The sequence below is a fragment of the Leucobacter faecis genome (genome assembly GCF_054456635.2).
In genome coordinates this window covers 1-19,750 of sequence record NZ_JBTJEP020000017.1, presented here as the reverse complement: position 1 = coordinate 19,750, position 19,750 = coordinate 1, and the positions used below count along the sequence as shown (strand labels likewise).

Sequence of the window (19,750 nt, the reverse complement as noted above, 5' to 3'; positions counted from 1 at the left end):
GCTACACCTCTGCCCCCTCGATTGCGGCCGCCTCTAAGTCGCTGCGCCACGACCCCAGATGCACGGGGTCATCGGTGACGATCAGATCGATACCCCGCTCGATCGCGCGGTCCCACCGGCCGGGCTTGTTGAGCGTGTAGGCGAGCGAACCAATGCCAGCGCTGCGCAGGTCACCCAGCAGGCTACGGTCGCGGTCAATGAGCTTCGGCCGCCCGCCCACCGCCGAGACTTCGAGCTCGCGCGCGAGCTGCACCATCGCCTCGTCCCATTCCCGCGTGAGCATCACGCGCGCAAACTGCGGCGCGATTTCTTGTAGCCCGCGCAGCGTCGCTTCGTCGAACGATTGCAGTGCTACCCGGTTCACCATGTAGCGCGATTGCAACAGGTCACCCACAGCGGCGAGCTGTTCGCTCGTCCACTCCCCCTTGAGTTCGACGAGCGCACGCACGTTGGCGGTCTCAAGTACGTCAAGAAACTCTTCGAGCGTGGGTACCTGTTCACCCGCGTGGGCGGCATCGAACCAAGACCCCGCGTCGAGGGAGCGCACGTAAGCGAAGTCACGCATCGCGACGGGCCCGTTGCCATTGGTGGTGCGATCAAGAGTAAGGTCGTGCAGCAGCACCGGCACTCCATCGCTCGTGAGTTGCACATCGGTTTCAACGAAGTCGACGCCCTGATCGATGGCGACGCGCATGGCAGCGAGCGTGTTCTCGGGGGCGAGCGCGGCCGCGCCCCTGTGCGAGACGATACTGACGCTGCCATCGCGGTGCAGCGCACCGTGCAGCTGCATAATGCTCGAGGCTGAAGCCTGCGGAGCGGCGCCAAACAACACCAAAAGCGCGGTGACGAGCAACCACGCAATCAGCCCTGTGCGCGGTGGTAACCGCTGCCAAGAACTCGTCTGCATGTGCGCCTCTCTCTTGCGCTTCGTTGCGCAATTTCAGACAGCCTAACCCAATTCGTTATCGTTTTGTGACATTGGTTTTTGATTCGTCTGCTGCGCGCTCACGGCCATAGACGCCGCTGACCGCCCGGCCGTAGAGTCGGGGCAGGGGTTCGCCCCGCCAGCCCTAGACCACACAAGCTCCGACCACGAGGAGACCCGGTGACTCACAACCAGCATGCACCTAACGCTCAGCACAGCTACCGCCTCACCCACGGCGACTACGCGACCGAAGTGCTCGCCACGGGCGCCACCCTCTCGAGGCTCACCCACGCCGGCCGCGACCTTATCGCCCCCGCCGACGCGCCCCACGCCCCCGGTTTCGCGGGCGCTCTGCTTGCGCCCTGGCCCAACCGCGTGGTCGACGGCCGCTACCTGTTCGCGGGCGAGGTGCGCGAGCTACCCATCAACGAGCAGGGCCGACACCACGCCATACACGGTCTCGCGCACGCGCTCACGTTCGCGCCCGCGAGGCCGCACACGGCCAACACGCTCGAGCTCACGGCAACGCTCGAACCCACCCCCGGATACCCCTGGCAACTGCGCCTCACCGCACACTTCACGCTCGGCGACGACGGCCTGCGCTACGGCCTCACCGCCGAGAACCTCTCGCGCGAGCCCGCGCCCTACGGCGCCGCCACGCACCCCTATCTCATCGCGGGCGAGGGGCCCGTCGACTCCTGGACCCTCGAGCTCGAGGTCGCTTCGCGTCTCGAGGTCGCGCCGGATCGCCTGATCCCGCAACGGCTCGCCCCGTGGGCCGGGTTCGCGGCCCCCCTGGGCACTTCACGCATCGATCACGCGTTCACCGGCATCGCTTGGGGGGACGACGCGGACAGCGCGGGCGAGAGCAGCGCGGGCAGCGCAGGCAGCGCGGGCGAGAGCAGCGCGGTCCGCCGCACAGCCCGCGCCCGCGTGACCGCCCCGGCCCCCGGCAACAGCAACGACAACGAGAACGGCAACGGCTTTACCGGCGTCGAACTCACTTGGGACTCCACCTGCCCGTGGGTGCAGGTGTTCACCTGCGATCTGGGCGACGAGGTACAGGGCAACCGTGCCGCACTCGCGGTTGAGCCGCAAACCTGCGCGCCCGACGCATTCAACGCGGGCGCCTACCCGTTCGACACGGGGCTCGTGACCCTCGCACCGGGTGCATCGCACGAGGTGACGTGGCGCATCGCGGCACTTTAGCACTCGGTCGAACGACCCGGCACGTAGATATCGAGACACCACGGTAATTTCGTATTTAACGTGCCGTCTCATTATTTCGATGCCGGGCCTTCAGCCCACAACCTGGCGCACGAGACCAGACACCGCCTGCCTGCCGCGCACAATGACCCCACGCATTGACCGCGCACCCCGCCAAACCGTACGATGTTTGCGTGAACATTTTTGATGCCGCCGACGCTGCCGACGCTGCCAGCACCGCTACCAGCACCTCTGCCAGCACCCCCGCCAGCACCCCCGCCAGCGAGCCGAGCACTACTCTTGCAGCGGCGCGAGTGACAGAGCTTGGCGCGGGCGTCACCAAGCGTTCCACACAGCTCGCCGACGGCCGCGAGCTCATCTACTTCGACGACCCCAACACGCGGCTCGCAGCCGAACGGCACGTCGACCCCCGCCCGCTCGACCCGCGCCCCGAGACCGCGCACATGCGCTACGACGTGCTCACGGGAGACTGGGTTTCGGTGGCCACCAACCGCCAGAACCGCGCCTTCTTGCCACCAGCTGAGCTCGACCCGCTCGCCCCGCAGACCCCGTCAAACCCGTCAGAGGTACCGTCGATGTACGACGTCGCGGTCTTTGAGAACCGCTCACCGTCGTTCGGCCCGACGCTGCCCGGGGAATTTGATCCGGCGCTACGCACCGAGACCGGCGTGCCGCTCGAGGCAGCCGACCCAGCGACCGGCATTGCGCAGCCCTCACACGGTCGATGCGAGGTGATTTGCTTCTCACCCGAGCACGAGGGGTCGTTTGCTTCCCTCACGCCGACGCGCGCCCGCACCGTCATCGAGGCGCTCGCAGATCGCGTGGCCTCGCTCTCGGCGCTGCCCGGCATTGCGCAGGTGTTTCCGTTTGAGAACCGCGGCCGCGAGATCGGTGTGACGCTGCCGCACCCGCACGGTCAGATCTACGGCTACCCCGTCATCACGCCGCGCACCCGCGGGCTCCTGCGCAGCATCGAGACCCACGGCCGCGACCTGTTCGCGCGCGTGCTCGACGCCGAGCGCGCCTCCGAGCGCCTCATCTTCGAGGGAGAGCACTGGAGCGCATTCGTGCCGTTTGCCGCGCGCTGGCCGCTCGAAGTGCATCTCATGCCGCACCGCCACATCGCTGACCTCGCCGAGACCACCGCCTCCGAGCGCGACGAGCTCGCCCCGCTCTACCTGCGGCTGCTGCGCGCCGTCGACGGCGTGTACGACACCCCCACGCCCTACATCGCCGCCTGGCACCAGGCGCCCGTCGCCGTGGGCCGCGATGCAGTGCGGCTGCGGCTCGAGCTCACATCTCCCCGCCGCTCGGCCGACAAACTGAAATTTCTCGCCGGATCAGAGGCCGCAATGGGGGCCTGGATCGGTGACGTCGCGCCCGAAGCCGCCGCCGCCGCGCTGCGCGCCGCGCTTGAGCGCACCCCGTGGCCGGTCGACGTCGCGCCAGCCGCTACGCACGCCGCTCACTAGGCGCCCGCGCCTCCCAAACACCCACAGCTTCTCAGTACCCAGATTTTCCAACACCCAAATCAGAGGACTCCGCCCGATGAGCGACGCACACGCCATTTCATCCCCCCTAGAGCCCGCGGGCCCTCGTGCTGCGGCCGAGTTTCTCGCACGGTTTGGCCGGGAGCCCGCAGGCGTGTGGTCTGCGCCCGGCCGCGTTAATCTGATCGGTGAGCACACCGATTACAACGAGGGTTTTGCCCTGCCGTTTGCGATCGGTCAGCGCACCTTTGTCGCGGCCGCGCCGCGCGCAGACGCACGCTTGCGCGTCGCGACCGACGCGTTCGCAGACGCCGTCGAGGTAGGCATCGCTGATCTCACGAGGCTGTTTCCGCGGCGTGAAGATGCAGGGGCGGCAGATCTGCCCCCGGTGCCCGAGTGGGCGGCGTATCCACTCGGCGTCGCGTGGGCGCTGCTCGAGCAGGCCGGCGGCAATAACGGCGGCAGCAACGGCGGCGCTAGCAACACCACTGACACCGGCTCACATCCCGACACGGGCAGAAACACCGAGACCGCCACAGACACCGGCCCGCTCACCGGCTACGACCTGCTCTTCACCTCTGACGTGCCGCTGGGCGCCGGCCTCTCGTCGTCGGCGGCGCTCGAAAGCGCCACCGCCGTCGCATTCAACGAGCTGTGGGGGCTCGGTTTTGACCGTCGCACGCTGGCCCGCGCGGGGCAGCGCGCCGAAAACGAAGCCGTGGGTGCCCCCACCGGCATCATGGACCAAACGGCCACGCTGCTTGGCGAAGTCGACCACGGCGTGCTCATCGACTGCCGCGACCTCACCACTGATCTCGTGCCACTGCATTTTGGTGACGAACACCTCGAGCTGCTCGTCATCGACACCCGTGTGCGCCACGCTCACGCGACGGGCGGATACGGCGAGCGTCGTGCCTCGTGCGAGAAGGGGGCCGCGACGCTCGGCCACCCTAGCCTGCGCACGGTCACGATTGCAGACCTGCCCGGCGCCGAGCACACGCTCGACGATGTGACGTTTAGGCGTGTACGGCACATCGTCACCGAGAACTCGCGCGTGCAAGAGACCGTCGCGCAGCTCGCGGCGACTGGCCCGCGCAGTATCGGCCCACTGCTCACCGCGTCCCACGTGTCGCTGCGTGACGACTTCGAGGTGTCGGTGCCCGAGCTCGATCTCGCCGTCGAGGCGGCAATCGCGGCGGGGGCGCTCGGGGCACGCATGACCGGCGGCGGCTTTGGCGGCGCGGCCATCGCACTCATTGACGTCTCCCTCGCCGAACAGGTGACCGCGGCGGTGCTGGCGGCATTCGCGCGCGAAGGGCTCACGACTCCTCACGTGTTTGCGGTCATCCCGGGCGCAGGGGCCGCGCGCGAGCAGTAGCCCGCGCAATTCTCACGTATGCCCCGGCGCCATTGGCGTTGGGGCATTTTGACATTCTCAAAAATTAGACTTGTGAACGCAAACATTTATCGCTTTAATGTTGTGTACGGCCCCTAGGATTCACGCCACTCACGCGGCAGATTTTCACGGCACCGCATCAGCTCCGTTACCGAAGCACCCCAACGAGACACTCACCCTCAACGAAGAGAGAGCAAGATGGCACCTCACAAACGACTCACTCGCACGGCCGCCATCGTGGCGGTCGGCGCAATGTCGGCGTTTGGCCTCGCGGCCTGCAGCAGCGGCGACAGCGGCAAGGCCGGCGACGCAGCGGCCTCGGCCGACAATCCCGTCACGATCGAGTACATGCACCGACTTCCCGATGGCGAGGGCATGACCCCGGTAGGCGACATCGTCGACCGCTGGAACGCCGAGCACCCCGAGATTCAGGTCAAGGCCACCAAGTTCGATGGCAAGCCACAAGACATGGTGCTCAAGCTTGAGACTGACCAGAAGGCGGGCAACGCGCCCTGCCTCGCACAGGTCGGCTACGGCGAGGTGCCGCAGCTGTACGTGAAGGGCATGCTCGAAGACGTCGCCGCAGAGGCCGAGAAGTACAAGGGCAACTTCTCGAGCGGCGCCTACGCCGGCATGCAGGTGGGCGACGCCGTTGTCGGTCTGCCGCAAGACACGGGCCCGCTCGTCTACTTCTACAACGAAGCCGAGTTCGAGAAGCTGGGCATCGAAGCCCCCAAGACGCTCGACGATCTGACCGCAGCGTCTGCAACCGCCGCCGATGCGAACAAGTTTGTCACCGCGTTCACCCCCGACGAGGCGCAGAACTGGCTCACCGCGCAGGCGGCGTCTGCGGGCGACGCGTGGTTCAAGACGGCCGGCGACGAGTGGCAGGTCGACACGACCGGCGCGGGCACCGAGCGCGTCGCCTCGTTCTGGCAGGGGCTCATCGACAACAAGCAGACCCTCACCACCGAGCGCTGGGGCGAGGGCTTCACCAAGGCCATTGACGACGGCAGCCTAATCGGCCACATTGGTGCGGCCTGGGAGGCGGGCTTCATGCTCGACTCGCTCGACGGCACCGATGCCGAGGGACAGTGGCGCGTGGCGCAGCTGCCCGACTTTGGCGCGGGTCAGCTCACCGGCCCCGACGGCGGCTCGGGCGTCGCAGTGTTGAAGGGCTGCGAATACGTCGAGCAGGCGATGCAGTTCAACGACTGGTTCAACACGCAGGTCGATGACCTCGGCTCGCAGGGCCTCGTGGTCGCCGCCACGACCGGCACCCCGAAGACGAGCGAGAAGATGCTGAAGCAGTTCGGTGGCCAAGACGTGCTCGCCGAGCTCGGCACCGCCACCGAGAACCTCAACCCCGACTTCGTCTACGCCCCGGGCTTCGCCACCCTCGCAAAGATGAATGAGACGGCGGCCGCAGCCGCGAGCGGCTCGGCGAAGGTGGCAGACATCTTCACCACCGCAGACACCACGATGGTGGCAGCGCTCAAGGACCTCGGCCTCCCCGTCGCCGAGTAAATTAAGAATCAGTCAGAGTAGGTATTGATGTCTCGCACTGCCACTGCCAGTGCCCCCTCACGGCGACGCCCCACCAAGCGTCGCCGTGAGGCGTTCACGGGCTGGTCATTCATGGCGCCGTTCGCGCTGCTGTTCTTGCTCGTGTTTCTCGTACCGATTATTGTGTCGGTGCGCGAGGCGTTCTTCGCCCAGGTGTCGGCGGGCGGCGGGCTGTACGGCGGCGGTGAGCTCGTCGACACGTTCGTGGGCCTCGACAACTTCGTGGTCGCCGCCCAAAACGTCTCGTTCTGGGCGGGCATGGGCCGCGTCGTGCTCTACGCCGCGTTCCAGATTCCGGTCATGATCGTCGTCGCGCTCGGCCTCGCGCTGCTGCTCGACTCCTTCATTCTGCGCCGCCCCGGCCTCTTCAGACTGTCGTTCTTTCTGCCCTATGCGATTCCCGGCATCATCGCGGCCATGATGTGGCTCTACTTCTACACGCCAGAGGTCTCACCGATCCTGCCGTTCCTCCCCGAGGGCACCAACTTCATGGGCCCCGGCACGGTGCTCGCGTCGATGGCCAACATGACCACCTGGACCTACACCGGCTACAACATGCTCATCTTCCTCGCGGCGCTGCAGGCGATTCCCCGCGAACTCTACGAGGCCGCCCGCATCGACGGCGCCTCGGGCATGCAGGTCGCGCTCAAGATCAAGGTGCCGCTGGTGCGCGGCGCAGCTCTGCTCGCGGTACTGCTGTCGATCATCGGCACGATCCAGTTGTTCAACGAGCCCGTCATCATGGCGAGCGCGAACTCGTGGATGGGCAAGGACTTCACCCCCATGATGCTCACCTACAACACCATGATGGGCGAGGTCTCCCCCTCGGGCGCGGGCCCCGCCTCGGCGCTCTCGCTGCTCATGGCTCTCATCGCGGGCCTGCTCGCTATCGTCTACGCGCTGCTGCAGCGCGGTAAGGGAAACTGATGAGCAACACGACGAAGATCATCGCGACCGTGCCCAGCGATCCGGATCCGGCCCTTGCCGCAGATCGCCGCGCCGTGGCCGCGGCCCGCGCCAGGCGTCGTGCGGCAGAGGCCGACGTGCCGCCGCGGTCGCTGGCGCCGTCGACCGCGGTGCGCGTTGCCGGCATCGTCGCGCTCTCGATTGCGACGCTCTATTTCTTGGTGCCCGTGTTCTGGTTGATCGTCGCGTCGACGAAGAACAACGCCGATCTCACGGGGTCGTTTGGGTTCTGGTTTGCGAACTGGAACCTCGACACGAACTACGACAGCCTGATGAGCTGGACCCAGGGCCTGTTCTGGCGCTGGGTGGGCAACTCGGTGCTGTACTCGACGGCGGCCGGTGCGATCGGCACGCTGCTCGCGGTGATGGCGGGATACGCGGTGGCAAAGTTCGCCTTCCCCGGCAAGAAACTGATGGTCGGGTTGATCATGGGTGGGCTGCTCTTGCCCGTAGCCCTGCTCACGGTGCCGCTGTACATCGAGTTTCACGCGCTCGGGCTGACCGACTCGATCTGGGCGATCATTGTGCCGTCGGCGGCCTCACCCTTTGGCGTGTTTCTGGGCATGGTCTACGCACAGTCGTCGGTGCCCGACGAGCTGATCGAGGCGGCACGCATTGACGGTGCGAGCGAGGCGCGCATCTTCTTTACGATCGTGCTGCGGCTACTCGCCCCCGCGATGGTGACGATCTTCTTGTTCATCTTTGTGGCGACGTGGAACAACTTCTTGCTGCCGCTCATGATGGTGTCGAGCCCCGAGCTGAAGCCTGTCACGCTCGGCCTATACGGCATGATGAACTACTTCTCCCCAGACAAGGGTGCGGTGATGCTGGGTGCGCTGCTGGGCGTGCTGCCCCTGATCGCGTTGTTCTTCACGCTGCAGCGTTACTGGCGCTCGGGCCTCGCCGCGGGCGCCGTCAAGGGATAGCTGCGCGGGGAATTGAAGTAGTCACGTGAACGGGCGAAGGCCCGGTCTCACCGCTCTCCGGTCGCGCAGGCTTCGCCGCCGCTCCTGCCAGACCCAACCAAGCGGTGAGACCGGGCCTTCGCCCGTTCACGTCGGTGGTGCGACCATCGTACGCCACACACCACCACGTCATCCTGCTGCCAGCGACCTCACCACGTCATCCTGCGGCCGGCGACCTCACCACGTCATCCTGCGGCTGGCGACCACACCACGTCATCCTGCGGCGACGAAGTCGATCGCAGGATCCACACCCCACACAAACTTCATCGACAGGGCTGGATTCTGCGATGCACTCCGTGCCCGCAGAATGACCAAAAGAGGGCGCCCGCAGAATGACCAAAAGAGGGCGCCCGCAGAATGACGGGAGGGGCCGCAGGACTCTGCACCGTGCTACACCCCACACCGCCACGTCATCCTGCGGCGACGAAGTCGATCGCAGGATCCAACTCTCACGGGTCGGGTCACACCCCGATGAACTCCTCTTCGGGGCCGAACTCGGGGCCTTCGCGCACCTCGACTGCCGACGGCAGACGCTCAGCGTCAAACACGACGATCTCGTTTGTGCCAGCACGCCACAGCGGCGCGGGGGCGTAGAGCGTGTGGGTCGGGCCGACCTCCCAGTAGCGGCCGAGCAAGAATCCGTTCAGCCACACCGACCCCTTCACCCCGCCGGGGAAGGCGAGCCACGCATCGAGCGGCTCGGTCACGCTGAGGGTGGCGGCCGCTGAACCAGTAGGCCGTGCTGCTGCGACGTCGCCCGAGGGGTCGGCGGGCCCAGCCGTGAAGAGGGCAGCGTCGGCCGTCGATCCGGAGCTTGAGACAGCAGAGCCCACGGTCTCAGCAGAGCCCACAAGCTCTGCAGCGGCGTGGGCGCGCGGCACCTCGTCGCCGAGCACGCGGTGGGTCCAGCCGTGCACGATGCGGCGGCCGATGCGCACCGCCTGCATGATGCCCTTGCCCTCGCCGGTGAGCGAACCGTAGTTGATGCGACCGAGACTCTCGACCAGCAGGGTGAGACGCGCCTCGCGGGCTGACCCCGGGAGCGCGAGCTCGGTCGCACCGTCGCGGGCGAGCACCCCAACGTGTGCACCATTCAGGAGCACGACCGCGCGGTCGTGCAGTCCGTCGATGGCGAGGCGCGATCCGGCCTCGAATGACACGTTTGCCTCGTAAGCGACGTAGCCGTCCTCGGCCCCGAGCTGCTCGTACGTGAGCGGGCGAGGCGATGCCGCGCTTGGGTCGCCCGCGGGCTGGGCGCCCTCGATCACCCGTGTGAGCGAGGCGGTGTGCGCGAGCCGGGCCTTCGCTGCGGGCTGCAGCCGCGGGTTTGCCGGGGGCGCTGGCAGCGGGGCGTCGTGGAGCGGGGCGAGCGCCGCGCGCAGTGCGTCGAAGCGGTCGTTGAGCGTGCCGTCTTCGCCGATGGGGGCGTGGTAGTCGTAGCTGGTGACGGTGGGCTGCAGCATTTCGTCGTAGTTGGCGCCGTTCCAGTAGCCAAAGTTGGTGCCGCCGTGGGCCATGTACAGGCTGAACGAACCGCCGATCTTAAGGATCTCGTCGATCGTGCCCATCATGCTGGCGGCGCTGCGCACGTGGTGGTTTTCGCCCCAGTGGTCGAACCATCCGCCCCACATTTCGCTGCACATAAACGGTACGCCGGGGTCCTGGAGCGCGCGGGCGCGGTCGACCCCTGAGCCGAACGTGAACGTGGGCATTGCGCCCGCGACCTGGCCGTGCAGCTGCATGTCGCGCGTCGTGCCGTCGGCGGTCGTGAGTAGTTCGGTGATGCCGCGGGCGCGCAGCCCGTCGCGCAGGTGCTCGAGGTAGGCGCGGTCGCTGCCAAACGAACCGTACTCGTTCTCGACCTGCAGCGCGACGATCGGGCCGCCGTTGGCAGCCTGCAGTGGGGCGACGCGTGCGATCAACTCGTCCATCCAGGCATCGACGGCCTGCAGGTACACGGGGTCGCTCGTGCGCAGGTTTGCCGTGCGGGCGGTGAGCCAATGCGGCAGGCCGCCGTTCGACCACTCGGCGCAGATGTACGGGCTCGGCCGCAGAAACACGTCGAGCCCTGCCTCGCCCGCAAGCGTGATGTAGCGTTCGACGTCACGCCAGCCGTCGAACACCATCTCGCCCTCGCGGCGCTCGTGAAAGTTCCACGCCACATAGGTGTCGACCGTGTTGAGGCCGAGCGCTTTGAGACGCATGAGCCGGTCTTCCCACTGATCGGGGTGCACCCTGAAGTACTGCATCGACCCCGAGAGGATGCGGTGCGGCTTGTCGCCCCTGTACAGCTGGCCGTCGCGCCAAGTGAGCAGCGGCGCTACGTTCGCGTCAACACTGACGCTGTGCGTTGAAGTCATGTGGGTGGCTCCTCGAAAAATGTTTGCGTTCACATTATCGCAATGATGCACACAATTTGCTAGGCAGCGAGGGCGATTGATCGCTACCATTAATCACATGCCACCCCGCCGCCCATCTCACGACAAAGCCCCCAGCCAGGTCGACGTCGCCAAGCTCGCGGGTGTCTCCACCCAAACCGTTTCGCGCGTCATGTCGGGCCAGGGCAGCGTGCGCCCTGACACGGCCCGCAAGGTGCTCGCGGCGGTCGACGAGCTCGGCTATCGCATTCACGCCGCCGCCGCGTCACTCGCTTCGGGCCGCACCCGCCTGCTCGGCGTGATCATCGTTTCGAACGACCGCTATTCGCTCGGCGCTCTCGGCGTCGGCATTGAGCAGGCCGCCGCCGCACACGGCTACACCGTGACCACCGCCGCGGTCGCCGAGCACGCCTCTACCGACGCGTTTCTTGAGGCGTTCGATCGGCTCGAACGGCAGGGCGCCGAGGGCGTCATTCTCGGAGTGCCCATCGATCTCGACACCCCGGCGATGCGCACCCGCACCGACCGCACCCCCACCGTGCGTAGTGAGCGCAGCGAACTCGACCCGCAGTCCCCCTTCGCTGTTGACCAGTCGCGCATCGCGCAGCTCGCAGTCGAACACCTGCTCGCCCTCGGGCACGAGACCGTGTGGCACGTGTCAGGCGACGAATACTGGGTTGAGACCGACGAGCGCCGCGCCTCTTGGCAGCGCACGCTCGAAGCGCACGGCATTACGCCCCCGCCCGTGATTCCGGGCGACTGGACCCCCGAGTCTGGGTACCGGGCCGGCCGCACGATCGCCGCTATTCCTGACGCGACCGCGGTGTTTGTGTCGAGCGACGAAATGGCGTTTGGGGTGTTGCGTGCGCTGCACGAGGCTGGCAAACGGGTGCCCGAAGACGTCTCGGTGGTGAGCGTCGACGGTATTCCACTTTCGGCCTACGCCTCCCCCGCCCTCACGACGGTGCGGCAGCCGTTCGAAGATCTCGGCCGCGCCGCCGCGCTGCGACTCATCGCGATGCTCGAGGGCGCTCCCGCGGGCGAGCTGCCCACAATCGCGCCCGAGCTCATCGTGCGCAGCTCGACCGCGGCCCCGCGCGCTTAGCGCAGTGGCGGTCCTCACGCCGGATCGGTGGGCCCGGGACTCCCACACGGTCGACTTCGCCACAAATGCCCCAGTTTGTTTGGTTTAGGGGCTCCCGCATCGAACTTTCTGGGGCATCTGTGCGGCGGGGCCCGGAACGGCGGGCCCGGAACGGCGGGCCCGGAACGGAGGGCCGCCGATCATGGGCAGTTTTGCGTGTGCACGCGTACGCCCCGCGAGTGGTCGCATTTCGGTACAAATATCGAACGGAACAGGCCAAAACACCACAATATTCGTACCGAAGCTTTTGCCGCACCGCGACAACCAGTTTGGCGGCACAAGAGTCGCTCGGAACAGACGCCAACAAGAAACCCCCGCTGCCGTAGCATTGGGGGCTTCCGAATGTGTACGTGGTCGGTCCAAGCCCGCCACTCACGCTTTAAGGATACTCGTGTTGGCGATACGGCCCGGGCTGACAAACACGCGGGCTCACGAATGCCCCAGTTAGTTCGGTTTAGGGGCCCCAGTATCAAACTTTCTGGGGCATCTGTGCGGCGGGGCCCGGAACGGCGGGGCCCGGAACGGCGGGGCCCGGAACGGCGGGGCCCGGAACGGCGGGGCCCGGAACGGCGGGGCCCGGATCGGCGGGGCCCGGAACGGGGCCCGGAACGAGGCCCAGAACGAGGCCCAGAACGGCGGGGCCGGAACGGTGGGCCCGGGACATCGAAGCCCACGGGCCCACCGATCCGGATCACAGGGCGCTAAGCGATGACGAGGCCTTCGCCGTCGGCCGCCACGTCGACCCGCACGGTGTCGCCGTCGCGCACGTCGCCCGCGAGGATCGCGCGCGCGAGCTTGTCGTCGATCTGCTTCTGCATCAGCCGGCGCAGCGGGCGCGCACCGTAGACGGGGTCGTAGCCGGCCTGCGCGAGCCAGGCCCGCGCGGCGGGGGTGACCCCAATCGTGAGGCGTCGCTCAGCGAGCCGCGCCTGCATGCGGTCGATCGATAGCTCGACGATCTGCGCGAGGTCCTCGACCGACAGCGGGTGAAAGATCACCATCTCGTCGAGCCTGTTGATGAACTCGGGCTTGAACACGCGGCGCACCGTCTCGCGCACCGCGCCCTCCTTTTCGTCCCAGGTGAGGTCGGCGTCGATGAGGTACTGCGAGCCCAGGTTCGACGTGAGAATCAGAATCACGTTTCTGAAGTCGACCGTGCGGCCCTGCCCGTCGGTGAGCCGGCCATCGTCGAGCACCTGCAGCAGCACATCAAACACCTCGGGGTGCGCCTTCTCAACCTCGTCGAGCAACACGACCGAGTACGGCCTACGCCGCACGGCCTCGGTGAGCTGGCCGCCCTGCTCGTAGCCGACGTACCCCGGAGGGGCGCCGACGAGCCGCGACACCGAGTGCTTTTCGCCGTACTCCGACATGTCAATGCGCACCATGGCGTGCTCGTCGTCGAAGAGAAACTCGGCGAGCGCCTTCGCGAGCTCGGTCTTGCCGACGCCCGTGGGCCCGAGAAACAGGAACGATCCGGTGGGCCTGTTAGGGTCGGCAATCCCGGCGCGCGTGCGGCGCACCGCGTCGGCGACCGCCGAAACCGCGTCGGCCTGGCCGATGAGCCGCCTGCCGAGCTCACGCTCGAGCGACAGCAGTTTCTCGGTCTCGCCCTGCATCAGGCGCCCCACGGGAATGCCCGTCCAGGCCGCCACGACACCCGCGATCTCTTCGTCGGTCACCTGGTCACTGACCATGCGCGGCTCGGCGGGCTCGCCGCCATCGCCATCGGAACCACCGGTGCCGCCGGTGCCGTCAGCGCCGGATCCCGCTTCCTCTGCGCGCTCAGCCTCGGCGAGCTCTTTCTGAATGACCGGGATCTCGCCGTAGAGCAGCTTCGAGGCCTTCTCGAGCTTGCCTTCGCGCTGCGCCAGTTCTGCCTCCATGCGCAGTTGGTCGAGCTTTTCGCGCAGCTCGCCGACGCGGTTGAGCGAGGCCCGCTCGCGCTCCCAGCGCGCCTCGAGCACGTCCAGTTCGGCCTGCTTCGCGGCGAGGTCTTCGCGCAACTTCGCGAGCCGCTCTTTCGAGGCCGCGTCTTTCTCACGCTTGAGCGCGAGATCTTCGAGCTTCAACCGATCGACGGCGCGGCGCAGCTCGTCGATCTCGACCGGGGCCGAGTCGATCTCCATGCGCAGCCGGCTCGCTGCCTCGTCGATCAGGTCGATCGCTTTGTCGGGCAGCTGGCGCGCCTGAATGTAGCGGTTCGACAGCGCCGCGGCGGCCACGAGCGCCGAGTCGGCGATCGTCACTTTGTGGTGCGCTTCGTAGCGCTCCTTCAGCCCGCGCAAGATCGCGATCGTGTCTTCGACGGTCGGTTCACCGACGTACACCTGCTGAAAGCGCCGCTCGAGTGCAGCGTCTTTCTCGATGTACTCGCGGTACTCGTCGAGGGTGGTCGCGCCAATGAGCCGCAGCTCACCGCGCGCGAGCATGGGCTTGAGCATCTGCGATGCGGCGACCGAACTCTCGCCCCCGCCTGCCCCCATGAGGGTGTGCAGCTCGTCGATGAAGGTGATGTATTTGCCGTCTGATTCCTTGATCTCGGCGAGCACCGCCTTCATGCGCTCCTCGAATTCGCCGCGGTATTTGGCCCCCGCGATGAGCGCTGAAATATCGAGCGAAATCAGCTCTTTGTCCTTGAGCGACTCTGCAACGTCGCCCGCGACGATGCGCTGGGCGAGCCCCTCGACGACGGCCGTTTTACCAACGCCTGGTTCGCCAATAAGCACCGGGTTGTTCTTGGTGCGGCGCGTGAGCACCTGGCTGACACGCCGAATCTCTGCGTCACGACCGATCACCGGGTCGAGCTTGCCCGAGCGGGCCACCTCGGTGAGGTTGACGCCGAACTGCTCGAGCGCGCTGTCGCCGCCCTCGCCCTGGGCGGGCTGCCAATTTGCCTGCATGTGGGGTCCTTTCTCTGTGTGCAAGCGCCGGATCAGCGCTGCGCGTCACCGCCCGCAAGCCGTGCCGCGCAACACCCTCCAACAAACTTGAGTGTTGATGACTCAAGTTTATCGCCTCTTACCTATTCGCACCACTGCGGATACAGTAAATTTCACGCCGCGCAACGGTGCGCGGTCACGCCTTCGTTCGACGAGAGCTGTGGGCGTCGTATATCGAAGGGACGCCCGTGACCGCACACTCGACCCCCGCTGAACCAGACCTTCAAGACGGCGCCCCGCCCCGCATTCGCTGGTCAGCGGCCACCGCGGCGTTTCAGGTTGAGGGTGCCCGCACGTTAGGCGGCCGCGGCCGCACCATCTGGGACGACTTCGTCGACGCCCCTGGAGCGGTGTTAGACGCATCGACCGCAGACCCCGGCCCCGACAGCTACCACCGCTACTTAGAAGACGTCGCCCTCGCTCAGGGGCTCGGCCTCGACCGCTACCGCTTCGGCATCTCGTGGGCACGGGTGGTGCCCGAGGGGTCTGGGGCCGTGAACAGCGCGGGCCTCGACTACTACGACAGGCTCGTCGACGCACTACTCGAGGCGGGCGTGACCCCCTTTGCCACCCTGTACCACTGGGATCTGCCGAGCCCACTCGAAGCAGCAGGCGGCTGGTTGAACCGCGACACCGCGTACAGGTTCGAAGAGTATGCGGCGGTCGTGGCCGCGCACCTCGGCGACCGCGTGAAGCACTGGTACACGATCAACGAGCCCGCCATGACCGCGCTCGAGGGGTACGCGATCGGTACTCTCGCCCCCGCCAGGCAGGAGCTCTTTGGCGCACTCCCCGCCGCGCACCACCAGCTGCTCGCCCACGGGCTCGCCATGCGGGTGCTGCGCGAGGCGGGCGCGCAGCAGGTTGGCCTCACCAACAATCACACGCTCGTGCGCCCGCTCACAGATTCCGTCGACGACCTGATCGCGGCGGGTGCCTACGACGTGATCCATAACCGGGTATTTGCTGATCCGGTGCTAACTGGCCAGTACCCAGATCTCGCTGCGCTGGGGCTGCCCGAGATGCCCGCCCAGCCGGGCGACATGGAGCTGATCAGCGCGCGCCCCGATTTTTACGGCGTGAACTTCTATAACCCGACGACCGTGGCCGCGGCCCCCGAGGGCAGCCCGCTGCCGTTCGATCTCGTGCCCACTCCGGGCGCGCAGACGACGGGCTTCGGCGAAATGTGGCCGATCGTGCCCGCGGCGCTCACCGAACTGCTCACCGGCATGCGCGATACCTACGGCGCGGCGCTGCCGCCCATCATCATCGGCGAGAATGGCGCCTCGTTCCCCGAGCCCGATCACCTCACGCGCCAGGCCGCTGCTCCGGATCAAGCCGGGCCCGCCCCCGCCGAGCGCAACACCGACGACCCCACGGCCGACGAGCGCATTACCGACGAGCGCCGCATCGCGTACCTGGCGGGGCATATTCAGGCGGTGGCAGACGCGATCGCGGCGGGCGTTGACGTCGAGGAGTACACCGTGTGGTCACTCATCGACAACTTCGAGTGGGCGGCGGGGTATACGCAGCGCTTTGGGCTCGTGCACGTCGACTTTGAGACCGGTGAGCGCACCCCCAAGGCGTCGTATGACTGGCTGCGCGGGGTCATTGCGCACTCGCGTATCGACGTCTCGCGGTTACTGCCATGACCGCGCAGGTGCCCGGCACGCCCCGGGCCGCAATATCGCTTACGGGCTCGAACAAGTCAGGCCGGGTGGGCGGGTGGTGGCTGACCCTGTTTACGCTCGCGTGGCTCGTGATCTGGACGGCGCAGCTCACCCCGCTGCAGCTCTTGTTACCGCTGCAGCTCGACACCCCAGACAGCGCCTCTGGCTGGGTGTCTGGGGTCGTGTCATCGGGCATCGTACTGGGGGTGGGCGGGCTCGCCGGCGTGATCGCGGGCCCCGTCGCCGGGTCCCTTTCTGACCGCGGTAGTGGGCATCGCCGCCGCCCGTGGGCGCTCGGCGGTGCGTGGCTCGCGGCCGGCTGCTTGGTGCTCACCGGGTTCAGCTCGGGCCCCTGGCTCGTGGGCGCTTCGTGGGTGGGGGTGTCTGTGGGCATCGCGACGGCCTCTGCCGCGTTCACCTCGATGATCGCCGACCAGCTGCCCGTCGCGCAGCGCGGCGCCGCGTCGTCTGCCGTCGGCTCATCTCAGGCGCTCGGCATCGTGCTGGGCGTCGGCGCTGTCGTGCTGCTCGGCCTCGGCGTGCTCGCGGGCTACCTCTTGCTCGCCGCCATGATCGCAGTCGTGGGCACCGCAACCGCGCTGCTCTTGCCCGATCCGCCCGCGCCACTGCGCGCAGATTCCGGGCACACCGTCCCGGCGCCCGTTGCCGAGCGCAACGTGGGTTTCTCGCCGCAGCTCTCGCCTGAGCTCTCGCCCCAGTTCTCGGCCGAGCCTACAGCGCCCGGGCCCACCGATCCGGAGCTGATCGCAGCGAGGGCGGCCCGCAGCCTGCGGGCGTCGCTCGCCGACCGCGATTTTCGGTGGATGCTCGTCGGCCGCCTGATCGTCAACGTCGGCAATGCTCTCGGCACCGCGCTGCTGCTGTTCTTTTTGCTCTATGGGCTCGGGCAACAGCACGCTGCGGCCGAAGAGAACCTGCTGCTGCTCATCGTCGTGTACACCGTGTTTGTGGTGCTCGCGTCGATCGTGGTGGGACTCCTCTCAGACCGCGTAGGGCACAGGCGACTGCTCACGATCGCGTGCGCGGTCGTGCAGGCGAGCGCGGGCGTCGTGATTCTCGCCTCGCCCACGTTTGCGGCGACGATGGTCGCGGCGGCGCTCATGGGCGTGGGCTACGGCGGATTCTCGACCGTCGGCCTCGCGTTCGCGACCGATCTGCTGCCGAGCTCACGCGATAACGCACGCGACCTGGGCGTCGTCGGCGTGACGGCCTCGCTCGGACAGCTGCTCGGGCCCGTCATCGGTGCGGGCCTCGTGGCGGCCGCGGGCGCATTCTGGCTGCTGTTTCTGGGGGCGACGGTGCTGTCGCTGGTGGGCGCTGGCCTCACAGCACTCGCCCGCGAGACCGACTCTGCTCACTCTGCTCACGCTGCAGAGCCACGCAGCACCGGATCAGCGGCTACGCCGCGCGGGCTGCGACCTTAGCGCTCCAACCGCCCATCATCACACCGACCGGCACCAGCAGCAACCAACTTAACTGACCCCAGGTCGGCCCGGCAGCGTAGGCGACCGGGATCGACACGGCGAACACTGTGACGCGGGCCGCCAGATCGAGCCGCCCCGCCCACCAGGCGGCGCGCGGCACGTCCTCGCCGATGAGCCCTCGGGCACGCCCCAGCTCAAACATGACCGACTGCGACACCATTGCGAGCGCCACGTTTACCGCGTAGATCGCCGTCGCGAGCGGCAACTCTGCCGTGCTCGGGTCGCTGATGCCCTGGGTCGTAAACGGCAACACCACGATCAGACACGCTGTCACGAGGTTCGCCGCGATGATCGGGCCGTCGATGCCCCGAAATTTGCCCAAGAGCTCGGTGTTGCTGTACCAAAACACGGCGATCACCACGAAGCTTATGGCAAAGCCCGTGAGCTGGGTGCCCAGCCCACTCGAAAGCAGATGCACTGGATTCGCCCAAAACTCTGCCGGCGGCAGGTCGACGTTGGCGATGAGTAGCGTGACGGCGAACCCGTAAATCGCGTCGAAAAAACCGAGCCCCCTGTCAAACTCAGACCGGTCTCGCTGAAACATGCTGCGCGCTGCCACGTTGCCCCTCCCACTACTGGGGTGCTGTCCCAGCAGGTACGCTTACTACGTTAGCCAGCCGCAGAACCGAAAGCATAGAAGTCATGTCGAAGATCGCCCTCGTACGCCAGCCCAGCTCGAAGCTCGACGACGGAATCGTCGACAACATCGAGAAGGTGACGGTTGATATCGACCGCGCCCGCGAAGAATGGCGCGGCTACGTCGCGACGCTGCAGGCGCACGGCTGGGAGACCATCGAGGTTGAGCCCGCAGACGACTGCCCTGACTCGGTGTTCATTGAAGACACCGTCGTGATGTACAAGAACGTTGCCGTGATTAGCCGCCCCGGTGCCGACAGCCGCAAGCCCGAAACTGACGGCACCCGCAAGGCGCTCGAGGAGCTCGGTTGCGCGATCGCAGAGATTCGCGAGCCTGGCACGCTCGACGGTGGCGACGTGCTCAAGATCGGCGACACGGTCTACGTCGGCCGCGGTGGCCGCACCAACGGCGAGGGTATCGCGCAGCTGCGCCGCCACCTCACTCCGCTCGGCGCGAAGGTCGTCGCCGTGCCCGTCACGAAGGTGCTGCACCTGAAGACCGCCGTGACCGCGCTGCCCGACGGCACCGTCATCGGTTACCCCGAGTTCGTCGACAACCCCGCCGTCTTCGACCGGTTCTTGCCGGTGCCCGAGCCGCACGGCACCGCCGTCGTGATTCTGGGCGACAACGAGCTGATCATCTCAGCGTCTGCCCCCAAGACCGCCGACCTGCTGCGCGAACTCGGATACACGGTCACCACCGTCGAGATCGGCGAGTACGAGAAGCTCGAGGGTTGCCCGACCTGCCTGTCGGTGCGCGTGCGCGACCTGATGTAGCCCGCGCCCCGCTGCCCCGGGCCACGCTGCCCCGCGCCCCCGCGCCCCGCGCGACCCACCACGTCATCCTGCGCGACCCACTACGTCATCCTGATATGGAGATCGATTTGTCAAGTGGGCAGGGGAAAACGCCGCCAGACTGGCTGCCTAGCGGCGTTTCATC

The 19,750-nt window shown here is 67.2% G+C and carries 14 protein-coding genes; 10 read left to right on the top strand and 4 right to left on the bottom strand.

The annotated features are described in order from the left end of the window. Position 1 precedes the first annotated feature (1 nt). Positions 2–907 (bottom strand): glycerophosphodiester phosphodiesterase, encoded by a 906-nt coding sequence (locus ACXR2T_RS12365; protein ID WP_458839899.1) that lies wholly within the window; start codon positions 905–907, stop codon positions 2–4. 198 nt (positions 908–1,105) lie between these two features. Here ACXR2T_RS12365 and ACXR2T_RS12360 point away from each other — a divergent pair, with 198 nt between their 5' ends. The 6 genes from ACXR2T_RS12360 (at position 1,106) to ACXR2T_RS12335 (ending at position 8,496) form a co-directional block, all read left to right on the top strand. Beyond that, the gene (locus ACXR2T_RS12360; RefSeq protein WP_458839901.1) at positions 1,106–2,134 is read left to right on the top strand and encodes an aldose epimerase family protein; all 1,029 of its coding nucleotides are present in this window, start codon (positions 1,106–1,108) and stop codon (positions 2,132–2,134) included. Positions 2,135–2,445: 311 nt separating this feature from the next. Next, positions 2,446–3,624 carry a galactose-1-phosphate uridylyltransferase gene (galT, locus tag ACXR2T_RS12355; RefSeq protein WP_458839923.1) on the top strand — a complete coding sequence of 393 codons (1,179 nt, stop codon included), beginning with the start codon at positions 2,446–2,448 and terminating at the stop codon, positions 3,622–3,624. Positions 3,625–3,700: 76 nt separating this feature from the next. Next, positions 3,701–5,020 (top strand): galactokinase, encoded by a 1,320-nt coding sequence (gene galK, locus ACXR2T_RS12350; RefSeq protein ID WP_458839903.1) that lies wholly within the window; start codon positions 3,701–3,703, stop codon positions 5,018–5,020. 216 nt (positions 5,021–5,236) lie between these two features. Next, entirely contained in the window at positions 5,237–6,565 is a 1,329-nt protein-coding gene (locus tag ACXR2T_RS12345; protein WP_458839905.1) for an ABC transporter substrate-binding protein, read from the top strand. Between the two features lie 27 nt (positions 6,566–6,592). After that, a complete protein-coding gene (locus ACXR2T_RS12340; protein WP_458815991.1) occupies positions 6,593–7,531 on the top strand; it encodes a carbohydrate ABC transporter permease in 939 nt (312 codons plus the stop codon). Beyond that, entirely contained in the window at positions 7,531–8,496 is a 966-nt protein-coding gene (locus ACXR2T_RS12335) for a carbohydrate ABC transporter permease (protein WP_458839907.1), read from the top strand. The genes ACXR2T_RS12340 and ACXR2T_RS12335 overlap by 1 nt, the downstream gene beginning before the upstream one ends. A gap of 500 nt (positions 8,497–8,996) precedes the next feature. Here the strand turns inward: ACXR2T_RS12335 and ACXR2T_RS12330 are convergent, their stop codons facing one another. Further along, entirely contained in the window at positions 8,997–10,895 is a 1,899-nt protein-coding gene (locus ACXR2T_RS12330; RefSeq protein ID WP_458839909.1) for a glycoside hydrolase family 35 protein, read from the bottom strand. Between the two features lie 97 nt (positions 10,896–10,992). Here ACXR2T_RS12330 and ACXR2T_RS12325 point away from each other — a divergent pair, with 97 nt between their 5' ends. Beyond that, the gene (locus tag ACXR2T_RS12325) at positions 10,993–12,018 is read left to right on the top strand and encodes a LacI family DNA-binding transcriptional regulator (RefSeq protein WP_458839911.1); all 1,026 of its coding nucleotides are present in this window, start codon (positions 10,993–10,995) and stop codon (positions 12,016–12,018) included. A gap of 740 nt (positions 12,019–12,758) precedes the next feature. Here the strand turns inward: ACXR2T_RS12325 and ACXR2T_RS12320 are convergent. Continuing rightward, positions 12,759–14,960 (bottom strand): ATP-dependent Clp protease ATP-binding subunit, encoded by a 2,202-nt coding sequence (locus tag ACXR2T_RS12320; protein WP_458839913.1) that lies wholly within the window; start codon positions 14,958–14,960, stop codon positions 12,759–12,761. 227 nt (positions 14,961–15,187) lie between these two features. Between ACXR2T_RS12320 and ACXR2T_RS12315 the strand changes: the two genes are divergently transcribed. Next, the gene (locus ACXR2T_RS12315; RefSeq protein ID WP_458839915.1) at positions 15,188–16,651 is read left to right on the top strand and encodes a glycoside hydrolase family 1 protein; all 1,464 of its coding nucleotides are present in this window, start codon (positions 15,188–15,190) and stop codon (positions 16,649–16,651) included. Continuing rightward, on the top strand, positions 16,648–18,114 hold the full coding sequence (locus ACXR2T_RS12310; protein ID WP_458839917.1) for an MFS transporter: 1,467 nt from the start codon (positions 16,648–16,650) through the stop codon (positions 18,112–18,114). Before ACXR2T_RS12315 ends, ACXR2T_RS12310 begins: the two co-directional genes overlap by 4 nt. Here the strand turns inward: ACXR2T_RS12310 and ACXR2T_RS12305 are convergent. Next, the gene (locus tag ACXR2T_RS12305) at positions 18,089–18,733 is read right to left on the bottom strand and encodes a TMEM175 family protein (protein WP_458839919.1); all 645 of its coding nucleotides are present in this window, start codon (positions 18,731–18,733) and stop codon (positions 18,089–18,091) included. The genes ACXR2T_RS12310 and ACXR2T_RS12305 overlap by 26 nt on opposite strands. An 83-nt stretch (positions 18,734–18,816) precedes the next feature. Here ACXR2T_RS12305 and ddaH point away from each other — a divergent pair, with 83 nt between their 5' ends. Next, positions 18,817–19,587 (top strand): dimethylargininase, encoded by a 771-nt coding sequence (ddaH, locus tag ACXR2T_RS12300; RefSeq protein WP_458839921.1) that lies wholly within the window; start codon positions 18,817–18,819, stop codon positions 19,585–19,587. Positions 19,588–19,750 lie beyond the last annotated feature (163 nt).